This window comes from Brevundimonas sp. UBA4553, from assembly GCF_002387245.1.
In the GTDB taxonomy this organism is placed as follows: domain Bacteria; phylum Pseudomonadota; class Alphaproteobacteria; order Caulobacterales; family Caulobacteraceae; genus Brevundimonas.
In genome coordinates, this window is record NZ_DGLD01000002.1 from 338,341 (window position 1) to 358,274 (window position 19,934).

A 19,934-nucleotide genomic window follows, 5' to 3' on the forward strand; every position below is an offset into this window, starting at 1 on the left:
AACCGCCGATTCGGTCAGTCCGCCTTGCGAACGTACTGGTTCAGGAAGGCCAGATAGGCTTCCTGGGCGGTGATGCGGTTGGCGCGGCGCTGGAAGCCGTGGCCTTCGTCCGGGAAGACGACGTATTCGACCGGGACGTTGTTGGCGCGGACCTTCTCGACCAGTTCATCGCTTTCGACCTGCAGGACGCGCGGGTCGTTGGCGCCCTGAACCACCAGCAGGGGGCGGCGGATCTTGTCGGCGTGGAACAGGGGCGAGATGGCGCGGTGGCGCTCGGCGTCGGTCGCCGGATCGCCCATTTCGTCGAACAGGGCCACGCGCTGCGCCCCCCACCAGGCGGGAATGGATTCCAGCGTCCGCACCCAGTTGGTCACGCCGAAGATGTCGATGCCGGCCTCGAACTTCTCGGGGTGGAAGGCCAGGGCCGCGGCGGTGATGTAGCCGCCGTAGGAGCCGCCCATGACCGCCACCTGATCGTCGGCCACCCAATCCTGGGCCCGCAGCCAGTCGCCGCCGGCGACGATGTCGCGCAGGTCGGCCTCGCCATGCTTCTTGTCGTCCATGTGGAAGAAGGTCTTGCCGTAACCGGACGAGCCACGGTTGTTGGCGCCTAGCACCGCATAGCCGTGATTGACCAGGTGCTGGACCATGGCGGAATAGCCGCGCCGCGTCTGGCCGCCCGGCCCGCCGTGGACCAGGACGACCGCCGGGGCCGGATTGGCCGCCGAGGCGCCTTTGGGACGATAGAGGACCGCCGGGACCTGCACTCCCCCTTCGCCCGGGTAGCGGACGATGGTCGCCTCGACCAGATCGCTTTCCTGGATGGCCGGGTTCAGGGCGGAGGTCAGACGTCGGGCCTGTCCGGTCGACAGGTCGGCTACGAAGACGTCGGCCGGCGAGGTGTCGGACACGACGGTGAAGGCGGCCAGATCGGCGCCGGGATCGAAACGGACGCCGGTGATGTCGCCCTGGGGCAGGCCGGTCAGGCGGACCGGGGCGCGGGACTGGGCGTCCTCGATGGTCAGTTCGGTGGAGGCGTCAGCGTTGACCGCCGTGACCCGGTAGCGGCCGTTAGGCGAATAGGAGACATACATGACGTCCCAGTCGGCCTGGGTCGTGCGGTTGTGGGCCTTGTTGGCGATGTCATAGGCGTAGGCCTGACTGAACTCGCCGTCCTGATCGCTGGTGTAGAGCAGGGTGGCGCTGTGCGGACCGAAGCCGGTGACGTCGTAGGCCACGTCGCCGTCATGCTGCGAAATCAGATAGGGCTCGCCCCCCGCCCGCAGGTCCGCCAGATAGATGTCGGAGTTGGCGCTGGTATGGGACTTGATCAGGGCGACCAGGGCGCCGTCGCCGGATACGGCCGCCACGTTGAGGCCCGGGTTCTGGAACACCAGCTTGCGCTCGTAAGTGGCGGCGTCATAGGCGTAGACGTCGAAGGCCGAGGCGTCGCGCTCGTTGCTGGTCAGCCAGAAGGTGCGGCCGTCATCGCTGAAACCGACGAAGCCAGCCTTGAGCTTGTCGCCCGGCGTCAGGTCACGCAGGGTCCCGTCGGTCTCGCGCACGTAGACGTGGGTCAGTTCGTTGCCGCCCTGATCCGCCGACACAAGCACGCGGCGTCCATCCGGGAAGTAGCTCTGGGCGAAGGTGGCGTTGGCGGTCGAGGCCGTCAGAGGCACAGGGTCGCCGCCGCCGACCGGCAGGGCGTAGGCGTTGAAAACCCCCGTCTTGTCAGAGGAGATCAGGATGTGGCTGCGACCCTCCGAGAAGGCCAGGCCGTCCGGATTGGCCATCGAGAAGCTGGTGGTCTCGAAGAACTGGGCGGCGGTGTAGGGCGTGGCGGCGGCGGATGCGGCCTGGGCTGGAACTACCGACTCGGTCGCAGCGAGGGCAGGGGCGGCGGCGACAAGCGCCAGGGCGGAAACCATGCAGGCGAAGGAGCGCATTCTGAGCCTCGTAGGGTGCGTGATAGCCGGATGAGGCGTCACCATGGCCGTATGGATGCAGTCTGTCTTCTATTTAATGATCGCCGTTCTTTGACGTCAGCGTCCAGCGCCGCCTTTTAACGCCATCAGGGGGATGACGATGTCTTCCTCGTCGTCGAGGTGGCGGATCAGACCGGGCGCCGCGCGGTCCAGCACGTCGGCCAGACGGTTGGCCTGGTCGGGGGCGTCGGACGACTGGCCCGCGACGGCCTGATGGAAGGCGACGGCGGCATGGTAGAGGGCGTCCAGATCGGCGTGGATGGCGTCGTGATCGCGGTCCAGCAGGTCGAGGCCGGCTTGGATGCGCGGCTCGATCAGGCGAAACTGCGGAAAGTAATGGCCGCTCTCAACGCGGTGGTGGCCGTCCAGATGGCCGAGGAAGGCCTGCAAGGTCGGGATCAGGGCGGCGTGCAGGCCGCGCGGGTCGAGCGCGCCAGAGCGCCAGCGCGTCGCGGCCAGGGCCATCTGCGCCTGCTGGGCGCGGAAGCCAGCGTGCATCTGCAGCCAGAAGGCGGCGGTTTCGGGCAGGGCGTCGGTCCAGCGCTCACGCGGGAAGGCGTCGCGCAGATACAGCATATCGTCGGGCAGGCAGGCGCGGACGCCCAGCGCCTGCGTGTCGTCGTGCGCGTCAGGCGACAGCGGTGGTGCTCCGGATGAAGCCGCCGCCCAGGACGCGATCCGGGTCAGTCGGATCGTAGAGGGCGCAGGCCTGGCCGGGAGCGACGCCTTCCTCGCCCTGATCGAAGACGACCGAGACGATGTCGTCATCGTCCAGCGTCAGACGGGCGGGTGACGGCTGACGGGTCGAACGGACGCGGGCCAGGACCGGGGCACCGTCGCGGGCGGCTTCCTCGATCGTGGCCTGATCGCCCAGCCAGTTGGTTTCTTCCAGCGTCAGGCTGGCGGTCAGCAGGGCCTCGCGCGGGCCGACAATGACGCGGCGGTTGTCGGGGTCGAGTTTGGTGACGAACAGGGGCTCGCCCACGGCGACGTTCAGGCCCCGGCGCTGGCCGATGGTGTAGTCGGTGATGCCGCCGTGCTGACCCAGAACCCGCCCGTCCATGTGGACGATCTCGCCGGCTTCACGGCCCTGCGGGCGCAGGCGGTCGATCAGGGTGCGATAGTCGCCGGACGGCACGAAGCAGATGTCCTGGCTGTCCGGCTTGGCGGCGATGCGCAGGCCGAGCGCTGCGGCTACGCCGCGCACCTGGGGCTTTTCCAGATCGGCCAGGGGGAAGCGCAGGTAGTCGAGCTGATCCTGGGTCGTGGCGAACAGGAAGTAGGACTGGTCGCGCGAGTGGTCGATCGCCTTGCGCATCTGCGAGCGATTGCCGACGGCTGCGCGGCGGACGTAGTGGCCGGTAGCCATGGCCTCGGCGCCGAGGTCGCGGGCCACGTCCAGCAGGTCGCGGAACTTCACCGTCTGATTGCAGCGGATGCAGGGGACCGGGGTCTGACCCTTCAGATAGCTGTCCGCGAACTGGTCGATCACGGCGTCCTTGAAGCGGCTCTCGTAGTCGAGGACGTAGTGAGGGATGCCGATGAGCTCTGCGGCCAGACGGGCGTCGTGAATGTCCTGACCAGCGCAGCAGGCGCCCTTTTTCTTGAGCGCCGCGCCGTGATCGTAAAGCTGGAGCGTGACCCCGACCACGTCATAGCCGGCCTTGGCCAGCAGGGCGGCGACGACGGTGGAATCCACGCCGCCCGACATGGCGGCGACCACGCGCGATCCGACGGGCAGGCCGACGGCCTGTCGCGCGCTCTCGATCGCAGCGTCCATGTCGGCGGCGCCGGACATGGGGGCGATGGTCGGAACGGGGCAAATGTCGTCAGCCAGGGTCATCGCCGCCATATAGAGGCCCTCGCGTTCGATTTCGAGGCAGGGACGTTAAAACGACAAAGGCCGCCTCCCTGACGGGAAGCGGCCTTTATCCTTGGGCCTATCGCGCTTCTCGCTACTTGAGGCCCATCAATCCCGGTAGCTCTGGATGCGCGTGGTGCGCAGTCCTTGCATGCCCCATTTGTCGATCGCCTGTTGCCAGGCGATGAATTCCTCGGCCGTCAGACGATATTTCGTCAGGGCGTCCTCGAGGCTGATCAGGCCGCCGCGAACGGCGGCGACGACTTCGGCCTTGCGACGGATCACCCAGCGGTTCGTTTCCGCGGGCGGGAGATCCCGCAGGGTCAGCGGCGTGCCCGTCGGGCCGACCACATATTGTTCGCCTCTGCTATTCAGGCGTCGCTCTTGCAGCATGGGCTTAAGCCTCTTTCACCACCACCATCGACGCGTAACCTAGGCCCGTCCCGGCTAAGGGGCGTTTAAGCGTCGTGGTGAAGGAATGGCTAAGACGCATCCTCCGTCCCCGGCGCATGAAACGCGCCGGAAACGAAGGATTCATCGAGTCTAACGGAGGCTTACTCATCGATTCCGGTTAGCCGATCAGCGCTTGATGCTGAGCAGTTCGGCCAGCATTTCGTCCGCCGTCGTGATGATCTTGGACGAGGCCGAATAGGCGCGCTGGGTGGTGATCAGGCTGGTGAACTCGGCCGAGAGGTCGACGGTCGAGGATTCCAGCTGCTGGGCGGCCAGCATGCCGGCGCCGCCCGTGCCCGCCGCCTTCAGGTTGAAGGTGCCGCTTTCCAGGCTGACGCGGAAGGCGTTGCCCGAAACCTGGCGCAGGCTGTCGGGGCTGGGGAAGGTGGCCAGGGCGACCTGGGCGATCCGGCGCATGACGCCGTTGTCGAAGATGGCGGTGACGAAGCCGCTTTCATCGATCTTGATCTCGGACAGGTTGCCGAAGGCGGTGCCGTTGGTGACCGTGGACTGGACGATCGAAGCGGTGTTCAGCTGGCTGAGGCCGCCCGCCGAGGTGTTCAGGTCCAGGGTCAGGATTTGATCGGAGATGCCGAGGCCGTCCGCCCACTTGATCCGCTGGCTGTTGGCCGGGAGCGTCAAATCGACGGCGGAGTCGGAGGCTTCGAAATCGATGGTGGCGTTGTTGGGGTCGTCGAACAGGCCGGTGCCGGCGGGCCAGCCCTGCATGGTGGAGACGTCGAGGCGACCCGAGGGCGTGAAGGCGATCAGACCCTTCTTGATCTGGCCGTTGGAATAGGCGCCGCCGGTGATCACGTCATCGGCCGGGACGGCGACGATTTCGGCGTACCACTGGTTCGCCACGTCGCTCTTCAGCAGACGGACTTCGACATTGCGCTGGCCGCCCTTGGAGTCCGAGACCGGGATGTTGATCTTGAAGTCCGGCTTGATGCCGACCGGGTTCTCGTCGTCGCCATTGTACATGGCCATGGAGTTGACCGACGAGTCGTACTTGGTCTTGGCGATGTTGTCGTTCGCGAGGCCCAGGCCGGGCGAGCCCATGGCGACGGTGACGCCGCCGCCCAGGTCCAGATCGGTCAGGGACTGGGCCACGCCGCCCACCGTGAAGCCGGTCAGTGCGCCGGCGGCGTCATAGGTGGCGACGCCGTTGATGGTCTGGGCGCCGCTCTTGACGGTCACATTGTATTCGCCGGTCGTTCCGGTGGGGGCGTAGCGGACCGAGAAGTCCTTCGGGCCGGAAGCGGCGGGGACCACGGCGACGTTGGCGTACTTCTGCGGGCTGGCGGCGGTCGAGACGACCTGGCCGGAATAGAGGTTGGCGTTGATCTGGGCGCGGGTGGTCTTTTCAGCCGTGCCGCCGACGGTGCCGATGTTGATCGAGCGCAGGCGCGTCAGATCGGACGGGTCGGTGGCGATGTCGCCGTTGGAATCGACGGGCCAGCCCTGCAGATACAGCCCGGCGCTGTTCTTCAGATAGCCCAGGTTGTCGATGCGGAAGGCGCCCGCGCGGGTGAACAGGCGGCTGTCGGTGGCGCCGACACCCTCGGCCTTTTCGGTGGTGACGAAGAAGCCCTGGCCGTCGATGGCCAGGTCGGTGCTCTCGGTCGTGCGCTGAAGCTGGCCTTCCTGGCTGATGAAGTGGCGCGCCGTGGTGATGACGCCGCCTGCGGCGTAGCCGCCGCCGGTCTTGGCCTGGCTGTTGACCAGGGTCTGGAACTCGCCCTGGGTGCGCTTGTAACCGATGGTGTTCACGTTCGCGATGTTCTGCGAGATCGCGGCCAGGGCGGCGGAGTTGGCGGAGAGGCCGGAAACGCCGGCCTGCATGGCGCTGTTGATGCTCATTGTAACGGCTCCTTAGGCGGAAACTGGATGGGGGAGAGGGACGCCGTTCAGGCGTCGGTCTCCGGCGTGATGGGGGGCTGAACGCTGGCGTTTTTCTCGTCGAGCGCGATGATGCTGGAGAGCGGCATGACCGAGCTGCCGATCGTGACGTAGGGTTCGTCGGCGTACATCTCGACGCCCGTGATGCGGCCGCGCATCAGGACCTGGGCGTCGACCTTGCCGCCGGTGGCGTCTTTGGCCGTGACCTTCAGCGTGTAGACGCTGCCGTCCTGGCCTTCGGTCCAGTTGAAGTCGTGCACGCCGGCGCCGGCTTCGGGCGCCGGGCCCTTCCAGACGACCTGGCCGGAGGCGTTCAGGACCTGAAGCTCGACATCCGAAGCGTTCGTGCCCAGCTCGTAGCTCCACGAGGCCTTGCCGTCGGCGGCCTTGGTCGCGTCCCAGACAGCGGTGGCGTCCTTGCCGATATAGTTGGAGGCGCTGGCCAGACCGTCGCCCTTCTGGCCGTTCAGCAGGGCGGTTAGCAACTGGTTGGACAGCAGTTGCTGCTCGACACCCGCCATCTGGGTCAACTGGGCGGTGAACTGATTGGAATCCATCGGCGACAAGGGATCCTGGTTCTTCAACTGGGCGGTCAACAACGAGAGGAAGGTCTCGAAGTTCGACGCCAGCATGGTCGAGCCGGTGTTGATCTTGTCGTTGGCGGTATTGGCTGTGACGGCGGTGACCATCGGTCAGACCTTCATATCGACGCGGTCAGGCGTCAGCGAAAGGGAGGCCCAGGGGCCGGAAGGCGGCAGGGCCGTATCGGCCTGGGCGGCCAGGCGGGCGGCGCCGGCGAAGGCGCGGCGGTCAGGGGCGCGGTCAAAGGCGCCTCCGCCGCCGAAGCCCGACGAGGGGTTGCGCTCCGAGAACTCCAGCGAGTCCTGGGTCAACTGGAAACCGGCGTCCTGAAGCTGACGGCGCAGCTCGTCGGCGCGGCTGCGTAGATCGGTGGCGGCGGCGGGATTGTCGAAGGCGAGGCGAGCGGAGAGACGCCCCTCGGAATCGATCTCCATGCTGACGTCGACGCGACCCAGCCCCTCGGGCGTCAGCGCCATGTCGAAGCGTGTCGAGCGGCCGTCCAGCTTCTTCAGGATCTGTGCGGCGATCTGGGCCGTGGTTTCGACGGTCGCGCGAGAGAGTTGCGACAGGCCGAGGTCGCGGGTCGGCGCAGGCGTTGCGTCCTGGAGCTCCGAAACCTGAGACGGGAGCGGAGCCTCGGGCGCGGCAGGCGTGTCGAGCAGGGGCGCCTCGGCGGGCGCGAGCGTCTGGCCGGCGGTCTTGTCGCTCACGGCGGGCGCAGGCGCTGCGGCGGTCTGGGCCGTTGCAGTCGAACCCGTCGGACGGGCGGTGCTCAGCCCGGTTTCGGCGGGCGCGTCGGATGAGGCGGCGTTGGAAGGACGCTCGTCCAGCCGGGCGGAGCCGTTGCGGGGCGGCGTGGCGTGAGGCGGCGTCGTCGCGGGCGTCGGCGCGGCCGTTGCGGGGGCGGCCGTCGAGGTCGAGGTCGAGGTCGGGGCGGCGGGCGGCGTGGCAGCGGCCTGCTGGGCCTTTGCGGGGGCGGCTTCGCTGTCGCCGTCCGCAAGGATGGGCAGCGGCGCCTGCTCGGGCGTCGTTTCGGTCACGACCACGGGGGCGGTCGGCGCGGGGGACGGCGACGGCATCGGCGGCCGGGACGCGGTCGCGGCGGCGGGGCGCAGGATGGTTTCGCTCGGCGTCGCGGCGTCTGGCGACGGGGCGTTGACGACTGTTTCCGAGACTTCGGCCTTCGGCTTCGAAGGCGCGGCGACTTCGGGCGACGTCATGCTGGAGGCGGCGCCCGCGGGTGGAGCGCCCGTTGCGGCGGAGGCCGCCCTGACGATCTGCGGCGTCTGGGGCGCCGGTCGCATGGCGGGCTTGTCAGCCTGCGGGACGGACGCGTCACTGACAGCGGCTTCAGCGGCCGGGGCGGGGGAAGTCTTGTCGTTGGACGGCGTCGAAACCGGAGACGCGGCCTGACGCGGGGCGAGCGGGGAGGTCTCGACCGGGCGCGAAGGGGGCGGCGTCGGGGCTTCAGAAGCGGGCGGGACGGACCGATCGGGGCGCACGGCGGCGTCGGCTTGAGCCGGCGGCTGAGGGGCTTGCTCGATCGTCGGGGTGTTCTGGCCCGGTTGAGCGATCTGCCCGGCGCTCGGCTCGACTGGCTCAAGCGATCCGTTGGGCGCTGCAGCGGGCGCGGCCGCTTGCGGCGGGAGCGGCGTTTCGCCCTGGTCAGCCGAATTCGGGAGGGGAGCGGAAGCCGGCGCAGGCGGCGTCTCCGAACCCTCGACTACGTCAGGCGCTGCGGTCTCGACGGCGAGGGCCGGAACGGCCGCGATCAGGGGGAGCGGGGGCCAGGGCGATGCCGGCACGACGGCGTCCGGGGCCAGGGCGTCGCTGGTATCGGCCGTCAGCGTCGCGTCTGATTCCGCCTCGGCGTCCTTGTCCGAGCCGCTGGTCGTGGCGGCCACCAGACCTGCGAACAGGTCGTCGTTCGCCGACGCCCCGGCGGGCGCCGGGGTCGCGCCGCCGGGGGCGGGCGAGACGAGGGATGACAGGACGCTCAGCGCGGACATGGACTGCGACAAGGCTTTCGCGAGGTGGATCGGCGCCTACTGCACCCGGGCTGTTCGCAAGGGCCGTCGCAAGGGCTGGGCCAAGTCCATGGCCTACGCTCAAATATTTGAAAATCATCGACAAATACCGATTTCGCGGGGGCGAGGCGCCTCGATCGGGCTCGGTCTTTCTTGCCGCGCCGCTACGCTTTTTGCCGAGCGGGGCCGGCGGGTTCGGCATGGCCCGCGATTTGCGGCCTGTGATGCGAACGCACAGGGGCTGAAAAGCCGATGATAAGTAAAATCAAGGAATTGGCTAGAATGGCTGACCGGAAAGCCGGGCAAGATTTGCGCGCAGGCCAGCAAGGCTTGCCGGGCGCGGCCCTGCATGGAGCCCGTATCTGATGTCCCTGAACTCGATCATGAACATCGCCACCTCGGGCATGAACGCCGCCCAGACCCAGTTGAGGGTGGTTTCCGACAACGTCTCGAACGTCAACACGCCTGGCTATATCCGCAAGGTTGCGGATCAGCAGTCCGTGGCCAGCCAGGGCATGGGCGCGGGGGTCGAGATCGCCCGCATGCGTCTGGCCACGGACCGCTTTCTTCAATCGGCTAGCCTGACCGCCGGGGCCGACGCCGGCCGGCAGTCCGTTCGTTATGAGCTGTTCGACCAGATCCAGTCGCTGTTCGGCGATCCCGGTGCGGACAGCGGCTTCTTCTCGCAACTCGACAACATCTTCGCCGCCTTCTCTACGTCCGCTGAGAACGCGACCTCGGGGGCGTTGCGGCAGGACGCCGTCTGGAAGACCCAGGCCGCGTTCGATGAAGCGGCCCGCATCAGCAAGAGCATCCAGGGCGCGCGCGAGGAGGCCGACAGCCGAATCCGCAGCGCGGTGGATCGCACCAATGGCCTGCTGGAGCAGATCGAGAAGCTGAACGTCGACATCGCCAAGGCCAATGTGGTCGGTACGGATTCCACCGGGGCCCAGACGATCCAGGCCACCCTGATCAACGAACTGGCCGAGATCATGGACGTCCGGATCACCACCCGCTCGGTCGGCGGCGTGGAGGTGCGCACGGGGGCGGGCATTCTGCTGGCGGGGCAGGGCGCGACCAAACTGGAATACAAGCCGGCGGGCGTGGTGTCGTCCGAGACGGTCTTCAACCAGATCATGGTCACGGAGCCCAATGGTCAGAAGCGGCCGCTGACCGAAGGTCTGGCCTCGGGCGAGCTCAAGGGGTTGCTGGAACTGCGTGACATCGACGCCCCGGCCGCCGCGGAGCGCCTGGGCGAGTTGATGACCCGCCTGGCCGACGAACTGAACCGGGCGCACAACGCGTCCTCCGCCGTGCCGGCGCCATCGGTGCTGAACGGCCGCAACACCGGGCAGTCGCTGGAGACGGCGCTGGCGGGATTCACCGGGACGACCACCATCACCACGGTGGACGCCCAGGGCGTGATCCAGAACTCGGCCCGGATCGTTTTTTCCGGCGGGGGCATGACCATCAACGGGGTGGCGGCCACGCCCGCGACCTTCCTGAGCACCCTCAACGCGCAGCTGGGCGGCGCGACCGCCAGTTTCGCCAACGGCCAGCTGAAGATCGAGGCCCCGGCCGGCAGCGGCGTGGCCATCGCCGATGACGCGACCAACCCGAGCCTGAAGGCCGGGCGCGGCTTCTCTCACTACTTCGGACTGAACGACCTCGTCACGACGGCGAGGCCCGCCCTCTACGACACGGGCCTGACGGCGGGGTCCCAGCACGGGTTCACCCCGGGCGAGACGATCAAGTTCCGCTTCACCGACGCCACGGGAACCCGCATTCGCGACATCGCCGTGGCCGTGCCGGCAGGGGCGGGCACCATGTCCGAGATGCTCGCGGCGTTGAATAATCCCGTCACCGGCGTCGGCAATCAGGGCAGCTTCAGCCTGAATCCGGCCGGGGAGCTGATCTTCACCGGCAACGGGACGCCGCCCTCGACGCTGTCAGTGGTGGAGGACGGCACCGCCCAGGTTCCGTCGGGCGTGGCGATGAGCGACCTGTTCGGCCTGGGCGGCGCGCGCGCCGCACGCGCCGGCGGCTTCTCGATCCGCGCCGACATCGCCAAGGATCCGGCTAACCTGGCCCTGGCTCAACTCAACCTCGCGGCGGCGCCCGGCACGATCGCCCTGAGCCGCAACGACGGCAGCGGCGGCCGGCTGTTGTCCAAGGCGGACCAGAACACCACCATCTTCTCGGCGGCGGGCGGGGCGGCAGGCGGTTCGCTGTCCCTGTCGCGCTATGCGTCGGAATTTTCGGGCGAGATCGGCGGCAAGGCCAGCACGGCCAAGACCCGCGCCACCAGCGCCGGCGCGCTCTATCAGGAGGCGATGTCCCGGAGAAGTTCGGCCGAAGGCGTGAACATGGACGAGGAACTGGTGCTGATGACGACCTATCAGCAAGCCTTTAACGCTTCGGCGCGTCTGATCCAGGCCGCGTCGGAAATGTACGACACCCTGATCGGAATGATGCGATGACCCGCGTTTCGACCTTTGGAAACTATCAGTCGGCCCTGCTGCATCTGATGTCGGCGCAATCGCGCGGTGAAGAGGCGCAGAACAAGGTCAACACCAAGAAGAACGCCACCGATCTGGTGGGTTTCGGCCGAACGTCCGAAACGGTCAGCGCGCTGAAGTCGAGCCAGACGCGCATTCAGGGCTTTATCGACACCTCCAAGACCGTGGCCGATCGGCTGGCGTCGCAGGATCTTGGGCTGGATCGGGTGGCGGACGCCGCGACCGCCGGCCGCCTGGCCATCGCCAACGCCATCGCCGCCGGGCGCATGGACGGCCTGATGGCGGCGATGGAGACCGAGTTCAAGATGGCCCAGGACGGCCTGAACATGAAGCATCAGGGCAAGTTCGTCTTCTCGGGCGGCGCGGTGGACCAGCAGGCGGTCGTCATGCCCGCCGCCCCCGCCGGCACGGATCTGGAGAAGCTGGCCGCGCTGCCGGCGGCGGGCGACGTCTTTCGCAACGACCCGCTGAAGCAGAAGTCGTGGCTGGACGAGAACGTGACGATGGACACGGGTTTCCTGGCCAATGAGGTCGGTCAGGAGCTGTTCGACGTCTTCCGTGATCTGCAGTTGCTGCATCAGGCCACGCCGCTGGAAGGCCAGATGACGGACGCGCAGAAGACCGCCCTGACCACCCTGATGACCCGGTTCGAGAACGCGGCCAAGGGCGTGGTCGATGTCCAGTCACGGAACGGGGCCATGCAGGCCCGCGTCGAGACCCTGCTGGAGTCGCAGGAGGGACGGAAAATCTCGATCGACACCATCCTGTCCGGCAAGACAGACGCCAACATGGCCCAGGCGGTGACCGAGCTGGAGATGTCCCAGATCGCCATTCAGGCCTCGGCCCAGGTCATCAGCCAGCTGCGTCAGGTGTCGCTGCTCAACTATCTGAGCTGATCCGAAGCCTTCGTCCTGCGTATTGAACGATAACGGTTTCGGCGCGTTCGCCTCTTCCACGAGCTTCGCCATGGGCGATCAGGCGAAGCTCGGCTAAAGGGTGGGCATGGACGTAGCGGATTTCCAGATCGAGGACGGACCGGAAGGCGGCGCCAGACTGCGCCTGACGGGCGACTGGACCACCATGGGCGTGGCCCGGACCGCGCGACGCCTGTCCAGCGATCTGGACGGGCGCAAGGTCGATGCGCTGGTGCTGGAGGACCTGGGCCGGTTCGATACGGCCGGGGCGTTGGCCATCGTTCAAAGCCTGTCCCAGCCTCTACCCAAATCCGCCTGGCGCGACCGGCCGGAAGCGGGTCGCATCTACGCCATGGTGGAGAAGCTGGAACGCGAGTCCAGTCCGCCGCCTCGCCGCCCGCACGCCCTGACGCGCACCTTCGCCAAGATCGGTCGGGGCGTTTACGACTTTGGGGCCGAGGCGATGTTGTCCCTGGCCTTCCTGGGACGGCTGATCGTGGCCGTGGGTTCGGCGTTGAGACATCCCGGCGCCATTCGCTGGCCCGCCTGGTTCAGTCAGGCGGAGCGTTCAGGGCTGGACGCCATCCCGATCATCGCCGTGACCAATTTCTTCATCGGCGCAGTCATCGCCTTCCTGGGGGCCAATCTGCTGACCCAGTTCGGGGCCGGCGTGTTCACCGTCCAATTGGTGGCCGTCTCGGTGCTGCGTGAGTTCGCCGTGGTCATCACCTCGGTCCTGCTGGCGGGCCGGTCCGCATCCTCGTTCGCCGCCGAGATCGGCTCGATGCGCATGAACCAGGAGGTCGACGCCATGCAGGTCATGGGCGTCAATCCGTTCCAGGCCCTGGTGATCCCGCGTCTGGCGGCCATGCTGCTGATGCTGCCTCTGCTGACGTTCGTCGGCATGGTCGCGGGCATGTTCGGCGGCATGCTGGTGACGTGGAGCGAGCTGTCCTACGGGCCCTCCTTCTTCGTTCAGCGCGTCACCGAGGACCCGATGATGGGCACGCACCTGATGGTCGGTCTGGTCAAGGCGCCGGTCTTCGCTGTCGTCGTGGCCGCCATCGGCTGTCGTCAGGGCATGTCTGTGGCGGGGGATGTGGAAAGCCTGGGGCGCCGCGTGACGGCGGCCGTGGTGCAGGCGATCTTCGCCATCATCTTCCTGGACGCCGTGTTCGCCATGCTGTTCCTGGAGTTGAACCTGTGAGCGCGCCGACCGAAAAGCCGATGCGCGAGACCGTCATCGAGGTGCGCGGCCTGCTGAGTCAGTTCGGCGACCGCACGATCCACGAAGATCTCGACCTGGACGTGCAGCGGGGCGAGGTTCTGGGCGTGGTGGGCGGTTCGGGCACCGGGAAGACGGTGTTGCTGAACTCGATCATCGGCCTGAAACAGCCCGAAGGCGGGTCGGTGAGGCTGTTCGGCTATGAGCGGGACACGCTGACCAAGGCCGAGGCCGCCGAGATCGAGCGGCGCACGGGCGTGCTGTTTCAGCAGGGAGCCCTGTTTTCGGCCCTGTCTGTCCTCGACAATGTCGCCTCGCCGCTGGTGGAGCACACGAACCTGCCGCGCGACACGATCCGCGAACTGGCCGAGATGAAGATCGCCATGGTCGGGCTGAAGCCGGAGGCGCACCACCTGAAGCCCGCCGAACTGTCGGGCGGCATGCGCAAGCGCGTGGGGCTGGCGCGCGCCCTGGCCCTGGACCCGGAGCTGATCTTTCTGGACGAGCCGACCGCGGGGCTGGACCCCATCGGAGCGGCCGCCTTCGACGATCTGATCCGTCAGCTGTCGGACGATCTGGACCTGACGGTCTTCATGATCACCCACGATCTCGATAGCCTGTACGCCATCTGCGACAAGGTGGCGGTGCTGGCCGACAAGCATGTTGTCGCAAAAGCCACGGTTCAGGAACTGGAGCGTTCCGACCATCCGTGGATCAAGGAATACTTCCTGGGGCCGCGCGGTCGCGCCGCTCACCAGAGCGCCGCCTGAGGAGAGCGGGACGAGATGGAAAGAGACGCCCACTACGCCGCCGTCGGCATCGCCACCGTCGCCCTGTTGCTGGCGCTGGCCGTGTTCACGATCTGGCTGGCCCGATTGCAGTTCAACAATGACTTCGATGTCTACGACATCGTCTTCTACGGCCCGGTGCGTGGTCTGTCCGAAGGGGGCGAGGTCCACTTCAACGGCATTCGCGTGGGCGAGGTCACGGCCCTGAACCTGGACCCGCAGAAAGGCGACCAGGTCATCGCCCGGGTTCGCCTGAACGGCACCACGCCGGTTCGCGTCACCTCGCGCGCCCAACTGGAGCCGCAGGGCATTACCGGCCTAAATTACATCCAGATCACCGCGGGCGAGCCCAACAGCGCCCTGTTGAAGTCGCAGTACCCCGAGAACGTCGTGCCGGTGATCCAGAGCCAGCCCAGCCCGATCGCGGAACTGCTGAGCGGATCTGGCACCGTGCTGGCCCAGACGGTGGACGCCCTGAACCGCATCAATCGCGTGATGTCGGACGACAACATCCGGTCCTTCTCCACAAGCATCAAGAACGTCGAAGGGCTGACGGCCGAACTGGAAGCGCGCAAGGGCATGTTCCAGCAGCTGGAAGAGACGATCACCAAGGCCAACGCCGCCGTCGGCGAATATCAGCAGCTGGGCGCCACTACGCGGCAACTGGTGGATACGGACGGGCGCCAGGCCATCGCCAACATCAACAAGGCGACGCAGGAGGCCCAGGCCGCCATCGCCTCGATCAACCGCTCGGCCACCGGGCTGGAGGGCCCGTTGGGCGACTTCGGCACCCAGACCGTGCCGCAGTTGAACGACACCATCCGTCAGCTGGATCAGGCGACGCGTTCGCTGCAGTCCCTGATCGACAACGTGCGTGAAAGCCCGCGCGACTTCATCGCCAAGGCGCCGTCCAGGGAAATCGAGGTGCAGCCGTGATCCGTTCAAGCCTTTTGATCGCCGCCGCTTCCGTCGCGGTGTCCGGCTGCGCCCTGTTGTCGTCGCCCGACCCCGTCCAGCTGTACCGTTTCGGCGGCGCCTCGGCCTTCGCCGGGACCGGCGCGACCTCGGCCTGTCCCGATGTCCAGGTCTCCATGCGACGCGTGGAGTTTCCCGAAGCCTCGCGCGGCGACCGTGTGCTGGCCGTAACCGGAGCGGAGGCGGCCTACATCAAGGGCGCGCGCTGGGTGTCGCCGGCCGAGACCCTGTTCGAGGAAAGCCTGCGCAACGCCTTCCTCGACGGCGCGACCTGTACTGTCCTGAGCAGCGGGCCGCTGACGCGCGACGGCCTGTTGCTGAGCGTGGACGTTCGTCGCTTCGAGGCCGCCTACGCCGCGCCGGGCGCCGTGCCGGACGCCAACATCGTGGTGCTGCTGCGTCTGGTCCGGCCCGGTGATCGCTCCATCGTGGCCGAGGACCGCATCTCGGTCAGCGAGAGCGCGGGCGAAAACCGCCAGTCGGCCATCGTCGCCGCCTTCGACCGGGCCACGGCCGAGGCCAGCCGCCAGATCGTTCTCTGGACCGACCAACAGGGTTTCCAGGCGACGCGGAGCTAAGGACCGGCTCTAGCATTCAACGCAAAGAAAAACCCCGGCGGCCTCGCGGTCGCCGGGGTTTCTGTTTTCAGTGGAACAGGGCGGTTCAGCCCAGGTTCGCCGCCACCGTGTAGTCAGCTTCGGTCTTGGCTGCGACCTCCTCCAGCGTCACGCCGTCGGCCAGTTCGATCAGCTCCAGACCCGAGCCGTCCGGCTTGACGTCGAAGACAGCCAGGTCGGTGATGATGCGGCTGACCACGCCTGTGCCGGTCAGGGGAAGGGTGCATGCCTTCAAGACCTTGGACTGGCCGTGCTTGTTGGCGTGGTCCATGACCACGACCACGCGCTTGACGCCGGCCACCAGGTCCATGGCGCCGCCCATGCCCTTCACCAGCTTGCCGGGGATCATCCAGTTGGCGATGTCGCCGTTCTGGGCCACTTCCATCGCGCCGAGGATCGACAGGTTGATATGGCCGCCACGGATCATGGCGAAGCTGTCGGCCGACGAGAAGTAGGCGGACTCGGGGATCTCGGTGATCGTCTGCTTGCCGGCGTTGATCAGGTCGGGGTCTTCCTCGCCCTCATAGGGGAAGGGGCCCATGCCCAGCATGCCGTTCTCGGACTGCAGGGTCACGACCATGCCGTCGGGGATGTAGTTGGCCACCAGGGTCGGGATGCCGATGCCGAGGTTGACGTAGAAGCCGTCCTGCAGCTCTTTCGCGGCGCGTTCAGCCAGTTGTTCGCGAGTACGAGCCATGGATCAGGCCTCCTTCTGGCGGACGGTGCGCTGTTCGATGCGCTTTTCGGATACGGTCTGGATCAGGCGATCGACATAGACGCCCGGCGTATGGATGCAGTCGGGGTCCAGCGAACCGGTCGGCACGATCTCCTCGACCTCGACGACCGTGACCTTGCCGGCGGTGGCCATCATCGGGTTGAAGTTGCGGGCCGTCTTGCGGAAGATCAGATTGCCACGCTCATCGGCCTTCCAGGCCTTGATGATGGCGAGGTCGGCGACCAGGCCGGTTTCCATGACGTAGTCGCGGCCGTCGAAGTTGCGCACTTCCTTGCCTTCGGCGACCAGGGTGCCGACGCCGGTGGCGGTGAAGAAGGCGGGGATGCCCGCGCCGCCCGCGCGGATGCGCTCGGCCAGGGTGCCCTGAGGGTTGAACTCCAGCTGCAGTTCGCCAGCGAGGTATTGACGCTCGAACTCCTTGTTCTCGCCGACGTAGGACGAGATCATCTTGGCGATCTGCTTGGTCTCGAGCAACTGGCCGAGGCCGAAGCCGTCCACCCCTGCGTTGTTCGAGATGACGGTCAGTCCCTTGACGCCCGAGGCCTTCAGGCCCGCGATCAGGTTTTCGGGAATGCCGCACAGGCCGAAGCCGCCGGACATGACGGTCATCCCGTCAAAGGTCAGGCCCTCCAGCGCGGACGTGACGTCAGCGTAGATCTTGCGCATCGCTCTCCCTTTTTCACCGTCTGATGAATATTGCGGTCTTATCCCGTCCTTAAAGCGGGCGAGGGCGGGGAGCAAGCGTCGGTTGGCGACCTTGACGGTTGACCCTGTCCGCAATCATTCGTCTAAACAGGCAAGGCCGTGTCGACGGCGGAACTCTGGGGAATAATTCATGCGCAACACGATCCTGCGAGCCGCCCTGCCGGCGGTGGTCCTGCTGGCCGCCGTCCCGGCTCTGGCCCAGCCCGCCTCGGCGCAAGCCGTAGCCGCCGCCCCGACCTATCAGCAGCCGCCGCAGCCGATCGCCCAGATTCTGGACGCCAAGCCCAACCCCACGGCTAGCCTGAGCCCGGATCGCAAGACCCTGCTGCTGCAGGACCGCTCCAGCCTGCCGAGCATCGCCGAACTGGCCGAGCCCATGCTGCGCCTGGCCGGCTATCGCATGAACCCGCAGAACAACGGCCCCGCCAATAGCCGCGTCGCCTGGCTCACCGGTCTCAGCTTCCAGACGGTCGAGGGCGGCGCCGCGCGCGCCGTGGCGGGGCTGCCCGCCAACGCCCGTCTGACCTTTGTCAGCTGGGCGCCGAACGGGAAGGCGGTGGCCTTCCTGCTGAACACCCCGACCGGGCTGGAGCTGTGGACCGCCGATGTGGCCTCGACCCAGGCGCGCCGCCTGACGGGACCGACCGTCAACGCCGCAAACGGCTCGGGCTTCAGCTGGCTGCCAGACTCTTCGGGTCTTCTGGTTCAGGCGGTGCCCGCCGGCCGTCGTTCCGCGCCGGACGTGACGCGTCCGCCGTCGGGTCCCACCGTGGCCGAGACCGGCGGCCGTGCGGCCCCGGTGCGGACCTATCAGGACCTGCTGTCCGATGCGGGCGACGAGGCCCTGTTCGAGCACTACTTCACCAGCCAGCTGACCATCGTGCCGCTGAACGGTCGTGCCCGGACCCTGGGCCAGCCCGGCGTCTTCCTGAACGCCTCTGTGTCGCCTGACGGTCGCTTCATCCTGCAGACGCGGGTCAAGAAGCCTTACAGCTACGTCGTCCCGGCCAGCCTGTTCCCGGCCGACGTGATCATCACGGATCTGAACGGACGCGAGGTCCACCGCGTCGCCGATCTGCCGCTGCGCGACAACGTGCCGACGCCGTTCGACGCCGTGGCCCCCGGCCCGCGCTCGGCCCAGTGGCGCGCCGACGCCGACGCCACCCTGGTCTGGGTCGAGGCCCAGGACGGCGGCGACCCGCGCAACGCCGCCGAGGTGCGCGACCGGGTCTTCATGCTGCCCGCGCCCTTCAACGACCGTCCGCGCACCCTGATCGACCTCAAGGAGCGCTATGCCGGCGTGCAGTGGGGCCGCGAAGATGTCGCCATCGTCAACACGCGCTGGTTCAACACCCGCCACGAGACCCGCACCCTGGTCGATCCGTCCAACCCCGGCGCAGGCCGCGTTCTGGTCGATCGCAACTATCAGGACCGCTACAACGACCCCGGCTCGGTGGTTGTCGAGCCGAACGCGCGCGGCCGTTCGACCATCCGCTTCACCGCCGACGGCTCCAAGGTCTTCGTTGAGGGCGACGGCGCGACGCGTCAGGGCGAGTATCCCTTCCTCGACACGCTGGACCTGAAGACCGGCGAGACCGAGCGTCTGTGGCGTTCGGCCCAGGGCGAGTTCGAAACCGTCGTCGGCATTCTGGACGAGAACGGCCGCAAGCTGGTCACCTATCGCGAGAGCAGCGTCGATCCGGCCAACCTGCGTTTGCGGGACCTGGACGGCGGCGTGACGCAACTGACCCAGTTCCCCGATCCGGCGCCGCAACTGGCCGACGTGAAGCGCGAACTGATCACCTATACCCGCGACGACGGCGTGCAGTTGTCGGGCACCCTCTATCTGCCCGCCGGCTACGACAAGGATCGCGACGGCCCGCTGCCGCTGGTGATGTGGGCCTATCCGGCTGAGTTCACAGACGCTGCGGTGGCGGGTCAGGTCGTGGACACCGACAACCGCTTCGTGCGTCCCGGCGGCATCAGCCACCTGTTCCTGCTGACCCAGGGCTATGCCGTCCTGGACGATCCGACCATGCCGATCATCGGCAAGGACGGGGCGGAGCCAAACGACACCTACATCGAGCAACTGTCGGCTAGCGCCAAGGCGGCGGTCGATGCGGTGGTGGCCCTGGGCGTCGCCGATCGCGACCGGATCGCCGTGGGCGGGCACTCCTACGGCGCCTTCATGACGGCCAACCTGCTGGCCCACACCGACCTGTTCAAGACGGGCATCGCGCGCTCGGGCGCCTATAACCGCACGCTGACGCCGTTCGGGTTCCAGGCCGAGCAGCGGTCGTACTGGGAGGCGACCGAGACCTATACGGAGATGTCGCCCTTCACCTACGCCAACAAGGTCAATGAGCCGATCCTGCTGATCCACGGCGGGGCCGACGACAACTCGGGCACCTTCCCGGTGCAATCCGAGCGCTTCTATGCGGCGCTGAAGGGCAATGGCGCGACGGTGCGTTATGTCGTCCTGCCGCTGGAAGCCCACGGCTATCGCGCGCGGGAATCGGTCGGCCACACCCAGTGGGAAATGGTCACCTGGCTGGATCGCTACCTGAAGCCGAAAACGGCGACGACGGCGCAGTAATACGGACCCTTCTCCCCTTGAGGGAGAAGGTGGCCCGTGAGGGCCGGAT

The 19,934-nt window shown here is 67.4% G+C and carries 16 protein-coding genes; 7 read left to right on the forward strand and 9 right to left on the reverse strand.

The window, feature by feature from the left end; translation table 11 throughout:
- Positions 1-14: 14 nt before the first annotated feature.
- From B4A39_RS03065 to B4A39_RS03095, 7 genes are all read right to left on the reverse strand, one after another.
- Entirely contained in the window at positions 15-1,946 is a 1,932-nt protein-coding gene (locus B4A39_RS03065) for a S9 family peptidase (protein ID WP_292033136.1), read from the reverse strand.
- 96 nt (positions 1,947-2,042) lie between these two features.
- The gene (locus B4A39_RS03070) at positions 2,043-2,561 is read right to left on the reverse strand and encodes a hemerythrin domain-containing protein (protein ID WP_292033137.1); all 519 of its coding nucleotides are present in this window, start codon (positions 2,559-2,561) and stop codon (positions 2,043-2,045) included.
- 52 nt (positions 2,562-2,613) lie between these two features.
- Positions 2,614-3,837 carry a tRNA 2-thiouridine(34) synthase MnmA gene (gene mnmA / locus B4A39_RS03075; protein ID WP_292033139.1) on the reverse strand — a complete coding sequence of 408 codons (1,224 nt, stop codon included), beginning with the start codon at positions 3,835-3,837 and terminating at the stop codon, positions 2,614-2,616.
- A 117-nt stretch (positions 3,838-3,954) separates the two neighbouring features.
- On the reverse strand, positions 3,955-4,239 hold the full coding sequence (locus B4A39_RS03080; protein WP_105563033.1) for a DUF1153 domain-containing protein: 285 nt from the start codon (positions 4,237-4,239) through the stop codon (positions 3,955-3,957).
- 186 nt (positions 4,240-4,425) lie between these two features.
- A complete protein-coding gene (gene flgE / locus B4A39_RS03085; protein ID WP_292033144.1) occupies positions 4,426-6,162 on the reverse strand; it encodes a flagellar hook protein FlgE in 1,737 nt (578 codons plus the stop codon).
- A gap of 47 nt (positions 6,163-6,209) precedes the next feature.
- Positions 6,210-6,890, reverse strand: coding sequence for a flagellar hook assembly protein FlgD (locus B4A39_RS03090; protein WP_292033146.1), 681 nt, complete (start codon positions 6,888-6,890; stop codon positions 6,210-6,212).
- Between the two features lie 3 nt (positions 6,891-6,893).
- Positions 6,894-8,792 (reverse strand): flagellar hook-length control protein FliK, encoded by a 1,899-nt coding sequence (locus B4A39_RS03095; RefSeq protein WP_292033148.1) that lies wholly within the window; start codon positions 8,790-8,792, stop codon positions 6,894-6,896.
- 383 nt (positions 8,793-9,175) lie between these two features.
- Between B4A39_RS03095 and flgK the strand changes: the two genes are divergently transcribed.
- The 6 genes from flgK to B4A39_RS03125 all read left to right on the forward strand — a co-directional run bounded on the left by flgK (position 9,176) and on the right by B4A39_RS03125 (position 15,809).
- Positions 9,176-11,290: a flagellar hook-associated protein FlgK gene (gene flgK / locus B4A39_RS03100; protein WP_292033150.1), complete on the forward strand. Its 2,115-nt coding sequence runs from the start codon at positions 9,176-9,178 to the stop codon at positions 11,288-11,290.
- Positions 11,287-12,225, forward strand: a complete 939-nt coding sequence (locus B4A39_RS03105) for a flagellin (RefSeq protein ID WP_292033152.1) — start codon at positions 11,287-11,289, stop codon at positions 12,223-12,225. Before flgK ends, B4A39_RS03105 begins: the two co-directional genes overlap by 4 nt.
- A 106-nt stretch (positions 12,226-12,331) precedes the next feature.
- A complete protein-coding gene (locus B4A39_RS03110; RefSeq protein WP_292033154.1) occupies positions 12,332-13,450 on the forward strand; it encodes an MlaE family ABC transporter permease in 1,119 nt (372 codons plus the stop codon).
- A gap of 20 nt (positions 13,451-13,470) precedes the next feature.
- Positions 13,471-14,238, forward strand: a complete 768-nt coding sequence (locus B4A39_RS03115) for an ABC transporter ATP-binding protein (protein ID WP_292033334.1) — start codon at positions 13,471-13,473, stop codon at positions 14,236-14,238.
- Positions 14,239-14,253: 15 nt separating this feature from the next.
- Positions 14,254-15,192 (forward strand): MlaD family protein, encoded by a 939-nt coding sequence (locus tag B4A39_RS03120; protein WP_292033156.1) that lies wholly within the window; start codon positions 14,254-14,256, stop codon positions 15,190-15,192.
- Positions 15,189-15,809 carry an ABC-type transport auxiliary lipoprotein family protein gene (locus tag B4A39_RS03125; RefSeq protein ID WP_292033158.1) on the forward strand — a complete coding sequence of 207 codons (621 nt, stop codon included), beginning with the start codon at positions 15,189-15,191 and terminating at the stop codon, positions 15,807-15,809. The genes B4A39_RS03120 and B4A39_RS03125 overlap by 4 nt, the downstream gene beginning before the upstream one ends.
- Positions 15,810-15,894: 85 nt before the next feature.
- Here the strand turns inward: B4A39_RS03125 and B4A39_RS03130 are convergent, their stop codons facing one another.
- Positions 15,895-16,545, reverse strand: coding sequence for a 3-oxoacid CoA-transferase subunit B (locus B4A39_RS03130; RefSeq protein WP_292033160.1), 651 nt, complete (start codon positions 16,543-16,545; stop codon positions 15,895-15,897).
- 3 nt (positions 16,546-16,548) lie between these two features.
- A complete protein-coding gene (locus B4A39_RS03135; RefSeq protein WP_292033162.1) occupies positions 16,549-17,250 on the reverse strand; it encodes a CoA transferase subunit A in 702 nt (233 codons plus the stop codon).
- Between the two features lie 169 nt (positions 17,251-17,419).
- On the opposite strand from B4A39_RS03135, the gene B4A39_RS03140 reads away from it, so the two are divergent.
- The gene (locus B4A39_RS03140; RefSeq protein WP_292033163.1) at positions 17,420-19,885 is read left to right on the forward strand and encodes a S9 family peptidase; all 2,466 of its coding nucleotides are present in this window, start codon (positions 17,420-17,422) and stop codon (positions 19,883-19,885) included.
- Positions 19,886-19,934 lie beyond the last annotated feature (49 nt).

What these genes read in the sequence shown, in the direction of transcription:
- B4A39_RS03065 (WP_292033136.1), bottom strand. Translation starts at nt 1,946, where the DNA reads ATGCGCTCCTTCGCCTGCATGGTTTCCGCCCTGGCGCTTGTCGCCGCC.
- B4A39_RS03070 (WP_292033137.1), bottom strand. Translation starts at nt 2,561, where the DNA reads ATGCTGTATCTGCGCGACGCCTTCCCGCGTGAGCGCTGGACCGACGCC.
- mnmA (WP_292033139.1), bottom strand. Translation starts at nt 3,837, where the DNA reads ATGGCGGCGATGACCCTGGCTGACGACATTTGCCCCGTTCCGACCATC.
- B4A39_RS03080 (WP_105563033.1), bottom strand. Translation starts at nt 4,239, where the DNA reads ATGCTGCAAGAGCGACGCCTGAATAGCAGAGGCGAACAATATGTGGTC.
- flgE (WP_292033144.1), bottom strand. Translation starts at nt 6,162, where the DNA reads ATGAGCATCAACAGCGCCATGCAGGCCGGCGTTTCCGGCCTCTCCGCC.
- B4A39_RS03090 (WP_292033146.1), bottom strand. Translation starts at nt 6,890, where the DNA reads ATGGTCACCGCCGTCACAGCCAATACCGCCAACGACAAGATCAACACC.
- B4A39_RS03095 (WP_292033148.1), bottom strand. Translation starts at nt 8,792, where the DNA reads ATGTCCGCGCTGAGCGTCCTGTCATCCCTCGTCTCGCCCGCCCCCGGC.
- flgK (WP_292033150.1), top strand. Translation starts at nt 9,176, where the DNA reads ATGTCCCTGAACTCGATCATGAACATCGCCACCTCGGGCATGAACGCC.
- B4A39_RS03105 (WP_292033152.1), top strand. Translation starts at nt 11,287, where the DNA reads ATGACCCGCGTTTCGACCTTTGGAAACTATCAGTCGGCCCTGCTGCAT.
- B4A39_RS03110 (WP_292033154.1), top strand. Translation starts at nt 12,332, where the DNA reads ATGGACGTAGCGGATTTCCAGATCGAGGACGGACCGGAAGGCGGCGCC.
- B4A39_RS03115 (WP_292033334.1), top strand. Translation starts at nt 13,471, where the DNA reads ATGCGCGAGACCGTCATCGAGGTGCGCGGCCTGCTGAGTCAGTTCGGC.
- B4A39_RS03120 (WP_292033156.1), top strand. Translation starts at nt 14,254, where the DNA reads ATGGAAAGAGACGCCCACTACGCCGCCGTCGGCATCGCCACCGTCGCC.
- B4A39_RS03130 (WP_292033160.1), bottom strand. Translation starts at nt 16,545, where the DNA reads ATGGCTCGTACTCGCGAACAACTGGCTGAACGCGCCGCGAAAGAGCTG.
- B4A39_RS03135 (WP_292033162.1), bottom strand. Translation starts at nt 17,250, where the DNA reads ATGCGCAAGATCTACGCTGACGTCACGTCCGCGCTGGAGGGCCTGACC.
- B4A39_RS03140 (WP_292033163.1), top strand. Translation starts at nt 17,420, where the DNA reads ATGCGCAACACGATCCTGCGAGCCGCCCTGCCGGCGGTGGTCCTGCTG.